Source organism: Vibrio sp. 10N.261.54.E10 (assembly GCF_002877735.2).
GTDB classification, from domain to species: Bacteria; Pseudomonadota; Gammaproteobacteria; order Enterobacterales; family Vibrionaceae; genus Vibrio; species Vibrio crassostreae_C.
Genome location: NZ_MCXE02000002.1, coordinates 1,388,753 through 1,400,479, shown reverse-complemented (window position 1 = coordinate 1,400,479; position 11,727 = coordinate 1,388,753). Strand labels below are relative to the sequence as shown.

10 protein-coding genes and 1 pseudogene are annotated in these 11,727 nt (G+C 42.0%); 7 read left to right on the top strand and 4 right to left on the bottom strand.

Annotation, left to right across the window (positions count from 1 at the left end):
• Positions 1 to 6: 6 nt before the first annotated feature.
• On the bottom strand, positions 7 to 441 hold the full coding sequence (locus tag BCU07_RS17520) for a YccF domain-containing protein (RefSeq protein ID WP_004730224.1): 435 nt from the start codon (positions 439 to 441) through the stop codon (positions 7 to 9).
• A 247-nt stretch (positions 442 to 688) separates the two neighbouring features.
• Between BCU07_RS17520 and BCU07_RS17515 the strand changes: the two genes are divergently transcribed.
• Positions 689 to 814 carry a hypothetical protein gene (locus BCU07_RS17515; RefSeq protein ID WP_017060906.1) on the top strand — a complete coding sequence of 42 codons (126 nt, stop codon included), beginning with the start codon at positions 689 to 691 and terminating at the stop codon, positions 812 to 814.
• A gap of 102 nt (positions 815 to 916) precedes the next feature.
• Here the strand turns inward: BCU07_RS17515 and BCU07_RS17510 are convergent, their stop codons facing one another.
• Entirely contained in the window at positions 917 to 1,993 is a 1,077-nt protein-coding gene (locus BCU07_RS17510) for a threonine aldolase family protein (RefSeq protein WP_102332921.1), read from the bottom strand.
• A 303-nt stretch (positions 1,994 to 2,296) separates the two neighbouring features.
• On the opposite strand from BCU07_RS17510, the gene BCU07_RS17505 reads away from it, so the two are divergent.
• From BCU07_RS17505 to BCU07_RS17495, 3 genes are all read left to right on the top strand, one after another.
• Complete coding sequence (locus tag BCU07_RS17505; RefSeq protein ID WP_102428337.1) at positions 2,297 to 2,914, top strand: NAD(P)H-dependent oxidoreductase; 618 nt, start codon at positions 2,297 to 2,299, stop codon at positions 2,912 to 2,914.
• Positions 2,914 to 4,836, top strand: a complete 1,923-nt coding sequence (locus BCU07_RS17500) for a monovalent cation:proton antiporter-2 (CPA2) family protein (RefSeq protein ID WP_102428338.1) — start codon at positions 2,914 to 2,916, stop codon at positions 4,834 to 4,836. The genes BCU07_RS17505 and BCU07_RS17500 overlap by 1 nt, the downstream gene beginning before the upstream one ends.
• Positions 4,837 to 5,374: 538 nt before the next feature.
• Positions 5,375 to 6,601, top strand: a complete 1,227-nt coding sequence (locus tag BCU07_RS17495; protein WP_102428339.1) for a DUF819 domain-containing protein — start codon at positions 5,375 to 5,377, stop codon at positions 6,599 to 6,601.
• 128 nt (positions 6,602 to 6,729) lie between these two features.
• On the opposite strand, the pseudogene BCU07_RS17490 reads toward BCU07_RS17495, so the two are convergent.
• Positions 6,730 to 6,864, bottom strand: a pseudogene (locus tag BCU07_RS17490) (L-threonine 3-dehydrogenase); the annotation flags it as partial.
• Between the two features lie 280 nt (positions 6,865 to 7,144).
• Positions 7,145 to 7,852 (bottom strand): KilA-N domain-containing protein, encoded by a 708-nt coding sequence (locus BCU07_RS17485; protein WP_102428340.1) that lies wholly within the window; start codon positions 7,850 to 7,852, stop codon positions 7,145 to 7,147.
• 522 nt (positions 7,853 to 8,374) lie between these two features.
• Here BCU07_RS17485 and BCU07_RS17480 point away from each other — a divergent pair.
• The 3 genes from BCU07_RS17480 (at position 8,375) to BCU07_RS17470 (ending at position 11,407) form a co-directional block, all read left to right on the top strand.
• Positions 8,375 to 8,749, top strand: a complete 375-nt coding sequence (locus BCU07_RS17480; RefSeq protein WP_241910050.1) for a hypothetical protein — start codon at positions 8,375 to 8,377, stop codon at positions 8,747 to 8,749.
• A gap of 38 nt (positions 8,750 to 8,787) precedes the next feature.
• Positions 8,788 to 9,654, top strand: a complete 867-nt coding sequence (locus tag BCU07_RS17475; RefSeq protein WP_241910051.1) for a hypothetical protein — start codon at positions 8,788 to 8,790, stop codon at positions 9,652 to 9,654.
• 178 nt (positions 9,655 to 9,832) lie between these two features.
• Entirely contained in the window at positions 9,833 to 11,407 is a 1,575-nt protein-coding gene (locus BCU07_RS17470) for an EAL domain-containing protein (protein WP_102428341.1), read from the top strand.
• Positions 11,408 to 11,727 lie beyond the last annotated feature (320 nt).

The window sequence follows — 11,727 nt, the reverse complement described above, 5'->3', positions numbered from 1 at the left end:
GTAGTCTTAACCCTTGTAGTTTCTTACTCGTGCCGCTTCTGCTTCACGCTTGTCGACAACGGTTTTACCGATTGGCGCCAATGAGATAACCGCGAGCTTAAGGTGCTGAATCGCAAACGGAATACCTATAATAGTAATGAAACACGCTACTGCTGACATGATGTGACCAATCGCCAACCAGATCCCCGCAAATAAGAACCAAATAACGTTACCAATCACACCTAGCGGGCTCGTGCCGATGTCCATTTCATTGGTTAGCTCATCACGCGAAATCGCTTCCTGACCAAATGGGAAGAATGAGAAGTTACCCATAACAAAACATGCTCTACCCCATGGAATACCAACGATGGTTAGGAATGCGAGCAGTCCGAAGAACCACCAAGCTAGTCCCATAAATACGCCACCGAACAGAAACCAAATGATGTTTCCTATTGTTTTCATTCTGTATTCTCCAAATCTTTGAATGCTATTTATTTAATATGCCGAGTAAGGCAATGATTGTTGTAATAGGTTCATTATTGTTGAACCTTTATGAACCGTTTATGAATCACTTACATTTTATGTGATTGATATACACCACGGTTCTCTAAATCTACATAGGGCTAAACCCATTTATTTGATACCATACACTTAGATTTTTAGTACCAAAAAGCTAAACAGACTCAACAACGAATTTAAGGCCGAATTTATGAATAACACTGAGCAACCTAAAAAGAAAATGAAAAACTGGGTGCCAATCGTCTTCTTCGGACTTCTCAGCACTGTTCCAGTGTTCATGTTCTTAGTTGATGTGTACATCAACCAGTATATGTAACAGAGCCGGACATCCTAGCTATATAAATGGATATAAGAACCCTTTCCTGTATCCATTTCAGTTCCAATTAGATCAGTTCTTCTTCAGCCAGCTCTTCGTTAATCAAATCAGCTCTTCGCTAATAAAATCTAGAATGTCTATCAGCTCATGATCAGGCAAATTTAGTAGGTTATCCCCTACATACCATTCAATCTTACATTGGTTTGGCAACTCGCTTATCGCTGGGTTTCCTATCCAAATCTTGTGTTTCTTCGCTATGTTATCTCTCACAATAATGCCGTCTTCATAGCTCACGGGTAAATATAGGTGAAGCATGTTGACCTGCGGTTGCTGCGGATTAACAGTGAACTGAGGATAGTCTAATAAGATTTGGTAGATCTGTTTTGTTCGCTCAAACAGTGATGGCATCAACTCTAATCGCTCATCAAACTGCATTGCTGCTGAAACCACATAAGGCGTTCGGTGATAAACATTGCCACCTTGGCGCTTCATCCACGCAGATGCTTTCGCTACAAAGGCTTTATCGCCCAACAATAACGAACCACCAAGGCCATTGAGACCTTTGTACAGCGAAACATAAGCACTATCGAAGCCCTGAGCAATCTCGCTGTATGACTTTTGGTAATAGGCGCCGCATTCCCACAAACGCGCACCATCCATATGAAGGTGAATTGATTGTTCTTTGCAGTACTGCTTGATCGCTTCAAGCTCATCCCATTCTGGTAATTGGCCGCCGATTTCACGCATGGGTAATTCATATAGAGCGGCTGCAATCTCATCAGGCCACGCCTTTAAGTCATCAACATTCCAAGTGCGAAATACGTTGCCAACGGGAAGTACGTTGAATCGGTTTTGGAGCTGATACCCTTGGCGTTCATGACGCATAATATGACTCGATTCATGCATCGCTACTAGTGGGTTTCTTTTCTCTTGGCACGCAATTTCTAATGCTGTTGGTTGATTCATGGTGCCAGTAATCACAAATACAGCCGCTTCATAACCTAGCAGTTCCGCGACTTTGTTTTCGAAGCTCTCGATAAACTCACCATCGCCGTAGCTATCATGGCTCACATTGTGTGTCTCACACCATTCAGCCATCTGAGCGAATGTTTGTGCTGGAGTCGGTTCTAGGTGACCGGAAAGCAACAAATCACATTGTTGACGCAAGTCCATGCTCATAGTTTTTCCTTTATTCATTATCGTTCTATGTAGGGTTATGGGATTATTTACGTTACCCACCAACGGTGACATAAAATGCCCATATTCGCTTTTACTATTCGTGAATAATTAGTTTTACTCAGTCATCGGCGGCTTGTGCCAGAAATACTCAAATTGACGGATGTTTTATATAATTAAGTACCTAAAAACACACGCATCTAGATAGATAAGTATGGGCTAATTCGTTGTTGTTCAACCATTCTTCTATTATTGTATATCTATAATTCCAATAAATATTATTCGTTAATGGACAAAGAGGGCTATATGTCGAAAAATCGAGTCTTGCTGCTATTCGCTCACCCTTCTCAACATCGTTCTGAAGCAAACAAACCCTTATTTGAACAAGCCAAACGCGTTGACGGTGTTACCTGTGTCGATCTCTATGCCGAGTATCCGACATTTAAAATCAACATCGACCGTGAACAGAAACGCCTGTTAGACCATGACATCATCATTTTTCAGTTCCCTTTGTATTGGTACTCCACACCGGCAATTCTTAAAGAGTGGCAAGACCTTGTTCTTGAATACGGCTTCGCCTACGGCGCCGAAGGCAATGAACTACAGGGTAAGAAATTGTTATGTAGCATTACTGCAGGAGGTAAAAAAGATGCCTACCAAAGTGATGGTTACAACCATTTCACGATTCGAGAACTGCTTCACCCAATCGAACAAACCGCTTCTCTGTGCGGGATGAACTATCTCGCGCCCTTTGCGTTATTTGGCTCGCGTACCGCTTTGGAAGAAAACCGCATTCAAGAGCATGTCGATAGCTATAAAGTGCTGTTAGAGGCGTTAGTTGCTGGCAAGATCAATATCAAGAAAGCCAGCAAAGCAGAAAAACTCAACCACTACGTAGAAGAACTAATGGCAGAGGTTAAATAATGACGGGATATTTTCTACAAGCATTTATCTACTTAGTCGCAGCAGTTATTGCCGTGCCTATTGCCAAAAGACTTGGCCTTGGTTCTGTATTGGGTTACCTCATTGCTGGTGTTGTGATTGGCCCAATCATTGGTCTGGTAGGTGAAGAGACCAAAACGATCCAGCACTTTGCCGAGTTCGGTGTAGTGATGATGCTGTTCTTAGTCGGGCTTGAACTTGAACCTAAGATGCTATGGGCGATGAGAAACCGATTGATGGGGCTTGGTGGCCTTCAAGTTGGTGGTACGACCGCTATCGTGATGGGAATTGCACAGTTCTTTGGTCAACCTTGGACGATTGCTTTAACTATCGGTTTGATCTTTGCGCTTTCATCGACAGCCATTGTTCTACAAACGTTCAATGAGAAAGGCCTGTCTAAAACGGAAGGCGGTAAAAACGCTTTCTCGGTACTTTTGTTCCAAGATATTGCCGTTATCCCAATGCTGGCGTTCATCCCTTTGTTGGCTCTTCCTGAATTGGTTGCTTTGGCAGAAAGTGCCGCCCAAACCGCTGCACACCATGATGAACTCAGTTTAGTTGCAGGTTTGCCAAGTTGGGCATACGGACTTGTTATTACGGCTTCAATTGCGATTGTGGTCGTCGGTGGACATTATCTAAGTCGGCCACTGTTTCGTTTTGTTGCGAGCTCTGGCTTACGCGAGATCTTCACTGCAACTGCACTGATGTTGGTGATTGGTATTGCCGCGCTAATGAGCCTTGTTGGTTTGTCGCCTGCCCTAGGTACTTTCTTAGCAGGTGTGGTACTTGCCAACAGTGAGTTCAGGCACGAACTGGAATCTAACATCGACCCGTTTAAAGGGTTATTGCTTGGATTGTTCTTTATCACGGTAGGCGCAGGTATCAACTTTGGCGTTCTATTTAACGATTTCGCACTCATCATTGGCTTAACTCTTGGCGTGATGGCGCTGAAAGCCTTGGTGTTGTTTACACTGGCTTTAATCTTCAGAATCAAAAACAGCGACCGCTGGCTATTTACATTGAGCTTGGCTCAAGCGGGGGAATTTGGTTTTGTACTACTCAGCTTCTCAGCACAGAACCATGTATTACCTGCGGATATTGTTCAAACACTATCACTGGTTGTTGCCCTCTCTATGTTCTTAACTCCTGGTCTGTTCATTCTGTTTGATAAAGTCATTCTGCCCCGTTACGAGCAAAAATCGAACGATCGAGAAGAAGACAAAATAGAAGAGAAAGGTACCGTTATCATTGCAGGCATCGGCCGATTTGGTCAGATCGTAAACCGCTTGTTGGTATCAAATGACGTCAATACCGTAGTATTGGATCATCAAGCAAACCAAGTGGACTTATTACGCTCCATCAATATTAAATCTTACTTTGGTGATGCTACTCGTCACGACTTGTTGCATACCGCGGGTATCGAAGAAGCCGCGATGCTTGTTGTTGCTATCGATAATCAAGATTCTAGCGTCGAATTAGTGAAGTACGTAAAACACACGTATCCAAAAGTTAAAATCTTGGCGCGTGCATTTGACCGTGGTCATAGCTATCGCTTAAGAGAAGCCGGCGCCGATTTTGTGGAATCAGAAACGTACCATTCAGCACTTGAGATGGGCGCACAAGCCTTGCGTTCTCTTGGGCATCATCCATTTTTTGTTGAACAGCAAAAATCAACGTATCAACGTGTCGAAAGTCGTAAATCTGAAAAGCTTTATCAAGCTTGGTCTGAAGCCGAAGAAAATCCACGCTACGACAATAACTACCGACAGATCTTCATTCACCTGGAAGAAGCGATGAAGGAAGACATGAAAAAAGACCGTTCAGACAAGCATTCTCGCTCCGAACGTGGCTGGACACCACCGCCAAAAGGTTATGCAGACGGCTTTGAGGAAGAGGAGTCCTAAGCAAGTTCTAGCTAACCATTCTCTATACCAATTCATAAAGCGGCTCTCATGCCGCTTTTTCTTTGCCCATACCTTTACCTACAGCTCGAACAGGGCACCGGCTAACTAGGTAGAGCGTGCTAAACTCGGCGATCTTTAGGATTTATGTGATCTAGCCATTATTTTTAATTTCTCATCGCTCTGTAAAAATGAATTCAATTTTTACATTGTTGAAACATTCCTCGACATATAAACCATACAAGTCGAATGGCTATTGTGCGGAAAGTTTAACCAACTCAATCTATAGCTAATGCATAACGTCCATTTTCTATGGTTTGAGTTACATTGCATATATCGAACTCCAGCTTACAACCGGCCACATAAGCATTCACCACCCAAATAAATGAGACGTCACACTTACAAATTCTACTCGTAAAAATTAACATAAATATTTCAAAGTATGTCTATCGTTACAATTTGTAACGAATCGTGCTTATCGGTATAGTCCTGCAATTCAAAAAAGTGAGACCTTTGCGCTCACCTTAAAGGAGATATAATAATGATTACTAATGATGCTGTAATAATGGGCATGTTAGCTGTTATTCTTGGCGGTGTTTTTATCACGGAAAGTAGCCAAAATAGCGCACTGAAAAAATTCTACTCGTTCGTTCCGGGTCTATTGCTCTGTTACTTTGTTCCTTCTCTATTGAACAGCCTAGGCATCATCGACGCATCAAACTCAAAGCTGTACTTTGTTGCAAGTCGTTACCTATTACCAAGCGCACTCGTTCTACTGATCATCTCAGCTGATCTACGCAAAATCTTCGGTCTTGGCTCAAAAGCCGTCATCATGTTCCTAACGGGTACTGTCGGCATCATCATTGGTGGCCCTTTGGCAATTCTGATTATCGACCAAGTTAACCCTGACCTAGTATCTGGCGATGTATGGCGTGGCCTTACAACTGTGGCTGGTTCTTGGATTGGCGGCGGTGCGAACCAAGCAGCAATGAAAGAAGTGTTCGAGGTTGATGACCAACTCTTCTCTGCAATGATTACGGTTGATGTTATCTGTGCGAACATTTGGATGGCAGTGTTACTTATCATGGCTGGTCGCCAGAAGAAGATTGATGCATGGTTAAAAGCAGACACATCATCTATCGAAGAGCTAAAAGAGACAGTTTCTAAATACCAAGAAGAGAACGCTCGCCCAACAACCACAACCGATCTCATGAAGATCACTGCGATTGCGTTTGGCCTTACGGGCTTAGCACACTTCTTTAGCGACATTATCGCACCATGGATCTCAACTAATGCTCCTGAACTGGCGCAATACAGCCTGACTTCTGGATTCTTCTGGTTAATCGTAATGGTGACTACGTTTGCACTCATTGCTTCATGCTTCAAATCAACACGCAGCCTTGAGCACAGTGGCGCATCTAAAGTGGGCTCTGCATTCATCTACATCCTAGTTGCCACTATTGGTATGCAGATGGATATCACAGCTATCTTGGATAACCCAGGCTACTTCTTCATCGGTATCACTTGGTTAACCATCCACGCGATTATCATGATTGTGATGGCAAAGCTAATCCGTGCACCACTGTTCTTCATGGCAGTAGGTAGCCAAGCTAACGTCGGCGGTGCTGCATCGGCTCCTATCGTAGCGGCAGCGTTCCACCCAGCATTAGCTCCAGTAGGTATTCTAATGGCTGTACTTGGTTACGCACTCGGTACATACGGCGCTTACATCTGTGGCCTAATCATGCAGGCTGCTGCATTGGGTTAACAACTCATTGCTGTAAAAAATGGGCAACTGAACCTTGATCATATCGCCCATTTTCTTGAGTTCCGAGATGTAAAAAAGGCGACAGTAAAAACTGTCGCCTTTCTAATATCTTGTTACTCAGCTAAAGCTTATTCCCAATCAAGAATTACTTTACCTGACATACCAGAGCGCATCATGTCGAAGCCTTTCTGGAAGTCGTCCACTTTGTAGTGGTGAGTAATGATTGGTGTTAGATCTAGGCCTGATTGGATTAGTGAAGCCATTATATCCAACGAGAATAAAAGTATCTTAAAAACAATAATTTACAAAAAAATAACATTACTTATGGCGACAGAATGGCGACACATTTTTCTCTCTAAGACAAGAACAATGCCAACAAGCCTAATTTTCTTCCACCTTTACTTTTAGCTATCAGTCCTAAATGTTCTTGTAGCTTCTCAGGAGATTGAAAGAAAGGATGACAAATTTCATCAAGTCTAGTTATAGTAGATTTCAAGTAGCTCCTCACTCTCCCATTGAGCTACTAAATATTAGTAATACTTATCACAAAACATGTCTTGTTAGCGAACTATGATTTCGACTTAACGCCATTACATCATCTATCAATTTCTCGATTTGCTTTTGCTGCATTTGCATTCGGCCTTGGAAGCTTTGATATTCACTTTCATCCACTAATGCTAAACCACTCTCTCTAGCTTGTTGCTTGAGCAATTGTAGTTCAGGAGTTTGACTGCGCAGCTCATTTGCCAAGTCTTGTTTTAGTATTCTTTTTGCCAGCGCATGTTCGAATCCATGCTCTTGGAACCAAGTATTGGTGTTGAATACGGCATTGTAGTACACATGAACATTTTGGCTTGTTACGTTTTTCGCCTTGGCCAATTCAAAGATTAAGTCGTTTAAGGAGAGGTCTTGCGGAACGGTTGGAGCTGGAAGAGCTGGAGCTGTGGGCATACTGTCGAACGCACGAATGACATTTAGATGGAACTTGGGGCTAACCCACATTGCGTATGAGTAGACCAATTCTTTGCATACCCAAGTCCCCGCATTACTACCGCCACGTTTGGTGTTTACAGCAAAGTGCGAATTAGCACTTTGTTCAATTTCATTAATCAACTCTTGAGTTTGATGGTTGCGAAGAAACTGAACTGGCTTGTGTTTTGAATGTCCACCACTTGCTTTATGCAAATCATTTAACGAGTACAAATTATCGAGTGTGTGGATGTCTTTAGAAAGAATAGTTAGATTGGTCATGGTGACCTCCGAGAGAGAAATTAGATTCCTTCACCACTCAGAGGGTCCAATCAATGGGTGGTGAACTGAACAAGGTTGGACCTACCGCTCTCTCGGAACACGGCCAGCATAAAGCTGCCTCGCCCAGCCCACCATAATATTGCTAGTACAATCCCTGAACGAATTGCCTATATTTAGATGCGCTGAAGCCACACATAAAAAAGCCAGCAATATGCTGGCACTTATGTGCCGAGAAATTCAAACGGGGGTCCAATCCCGACACTGGATTTTGCCAGTGCCGTAACAGATTAACGATGTGGGAGATCGGTGTCAAACGTTTAATAACGTTGCATATTGTGTAGAGTACGGTTCTTACAATCAGCTTGCCTCACCCATGAACGTAGACAGGATTGAGACAAAAAAAATTCCAGAGAAAACACACCGTTCCAGAGTCACACTTAAATTATTAACTAATTTAGATTCGTTTTATTTGTAACTATTGTAGCTTGGCCACTCAAATAAATGCGAATGAGAATGGTTATCATGGATAATTTAAAGAAAATCACAGTTTCTTCGTTTTTCCTCTCCCCAATACATTGTTATTCCACAGAAATTAGAGGGGAAGCTTTACAATCGAATGACTCTTACGAAAGTAAGATTAGTAATAAAAAATCGTTAGAGTTAGAAGCCTCCGGCTGTACTGGGGACCCCTCTTGGATTGATTACCCTTCCTTACCTCAAGAGCCTACAGAAACTAGTAAATCCGGTACTAATTGCAGTTTTATGCAGTTTGCATGGCAATCTTTTGCTTATTATACCAGTGACAAGACACCGGATTTATTCTTGAATATGATGCGAAAGACAGAATATTTAAAGAGATACCCGATAGTTGGGACAATAAAGGTGATCAAGGATTAGTACAAAGTGAGATCCTTCAAGCCGGCTCTAATTTCCCATTGAACGATCAAGAAGGCAATCCGGTCTTCTATCAACAAAGTGTCAATAAAAAATTCTACGATGACATCGTCAAACACGGATTAAACAATAGCCAATGTGTAGCCAATATTGATAGGGGGAAAACACCGTTTGAAATATCCCCAGGCTCCACTGAAGTAAAAACCTCATGGAAATTAATATCTAATAACGACACCCCTGAAAAATTTTTCACTATTCATAGAGATGTTGAGATCGACGGGGCAGTAAGGAGTAATGTTCTAATGGGCTTGGTCGGGATTCATGTAGTGCGAAAAACAAGGAATCATCCTGAATTCATTTGGACCACATTTGAACACAAGGAAAACGCTCCTGATTGTGCTGATGTTCCTAACCTATCAAATTTTGAAAAATCAGGTAAATGGACATTTTTCAACCCAATGTCCTTTCAGAAAGTGAATACTTACTTCCCTGGTAAACCTACTCAAGTCTGTAGAGAAACACCCTATGGGGTTGGTGTTTTAACGAAAACTGAAGTAGCTAAAGATATAAAAGCGCTTAACGAGGCAATGTCAGATTATTACCAATCACGTAAATCTGTTTGGTCTAACTACTTCCTTGTGGGCACATCTTGGACAGTCTCAAACGAGAGTGATTTAAATAAAGGAGAGGTGCCTCCCTCTTGGAAAAATGAAATAGGGGGTTCGAAGTTATTATCAAACAGTACAATGGAGACCTATGTCCAAAACCCTCAATGGTTTGCTTTAGTGCATCCTAAAGAAGATAGGGGCTGTTTTGCTTGTCATAAATATGACCCTTTAACAAAGAAAGCCTTACATTTAAGCCATATGTTTAATGCGGCCCAAGATTACGGTCAGTGTTTTCTTTAAGGCTTGATTTAGAACCTAAAAATTGAAACTTCCTAACAAAGAGTGATCGGCTTTCCACTTTTATGATCTTACCCTTTCAGATTAAAAGGTTTTATAGAAATTAACGTTAATTAAACCGCATAATAACATTTCACAGCTCAACACAATTCGTTGGATTTATAATTATAAAGAGTTAAGTATGCGCTCCAGACACCCTTGGTTAGACCGCTTATTCAGTCCCCACCCTCAATGGGTCTATAAGACTGGTGTTATGTTATTGGCCCTGTTGTTTAGCTTATTGGCTTCATTAGCAACCAGTCTTTATCAAGTTCATAATGAAATTAAGCATGACGTCGACTACCTCGATCAAATCGTTTCTGTTGCGATTAAATATGGGCTTGAAAAACCCATTCTTTCTGAAGCCAGCGTCGCTAGCGGTGAATGCTCCACTGACACTATAGAGCAGTTAGAGAAGCTTTATGTGTCGCATCTACTTATGTCGATACCCATCGTTAATCTTGATAAGCAGAAACCTTATACCTATTGCTCTCCTTTCGGCGTTGAGCAATTTGAACAACGTAATTTTAAGAACTTACTCAGTACACAATTAAAAGGGGAAATGTGGCGTTTAGCGATTTATTCTCTCTCCACAACCCCAAAACATCCCCCCTATTTATACGGTTCGAATGGACAATATGGCTTCCTCTTTCCATTACGCACGGAATACCTTTTTCTTGAAAATGATTTAGACCATCAACGCTCTATTCGTTTATCTTTACCAAAAGAAAATTACACTATCCTTGAAATAGGCAGTTTGCCCAATGCTGATCGCCTGTACTCGAACTCAGTTGCTTCAAACTATCTTCCTCTTACCTTTGAATCCTCCGTCTCTGCCTCACGAGTGCTTTCGAAGTTTAAGCAAAACTTGTGGCCTGTCACCACTTTACTCTTTATGATTTCACTCACCATTCTTTGGTTATGTGTTTCCTATTGGCACGCAAAAAAAGAAATTGCTCTTCAAAAAGCGGTTCGAGACGCCCAGTTTTTCCCCTATTATCAACCCATTGTAGACGCACAAACAGGTAAAATGCTCGGTGTCGAAGCTTTACTCCGATGGCTTCCCTCTGATGGCCGCGTCATAGAACCAAGCAAGTTCATCCATTATCTAGAGCAAAGTGGGGATATCATTCCAACAACAGAAAATCTCATTACAACCATTTACCGCGACTTATCGTCTTTGATGATTCAAAACGCTGAGTTTTATTGCAGTGTCAACATCACTCCTCTGCACCTACAAAATGACGATTTTTACCACTATTTAAAGCGGTTTCAGCACGACTACTCAAAACTGACGCTTGAATTGACAGAACGCCAACCGATTGAAAATTTGGCGTTTGCCAGTCAGCGCCTCGCCTTACTCAAAACATTAGGACTTAAAATAAGCCTTGATGATGCAGGTACCGGTTATGGCGGAAACTCCTATTTGCATTATTTCGATATTGACACTATCAAAATAGACAAAATGTTTACACGCTCCATTGATGAAGGAAAATCCGCTGTTCTCGATGGGTATATTAAAATGGCTAAGCAGTTAGAAATGAATCTAGTAGCGGAAGGGGTTGAAAATAAGCTTGAAGCTAACGGGCTTTTATTAAGAGGCGTCTTTCAACATCAAGGTTACTATTACGCTAAACCTATGTCGATTGAAGATCTCCATCGCTGGGCTTTAGATTATGGTTATACTCACGAGCGGGTTAGTGAGGCGCTCTGCTAAAAACATCACGGAGCTTACCTTAGTCAACAACGAAAAGATGCTCTTGCTAATACTCGTGGTTTAGCCTAACTGAGTCCATAAAACGAACACGTCGGGAGTAAAGAAGATAACCACACTCTTTGCTCATTTGTGGCATCACTTACTTAAAGTGGTCCACCAAGTTCCCCTTGTGGGATAACGAACCGTTCCCGCCTTACACATCAGAACATGTACGTCAGAAAACCCTTTTGGCTCGTTCTTTCACGATAGGTCGAAAACCAAGTCCCTTGTGCGTTGCTGATGCTTTCAAACATTGTCATCCCCATTGATGTTGATTCATA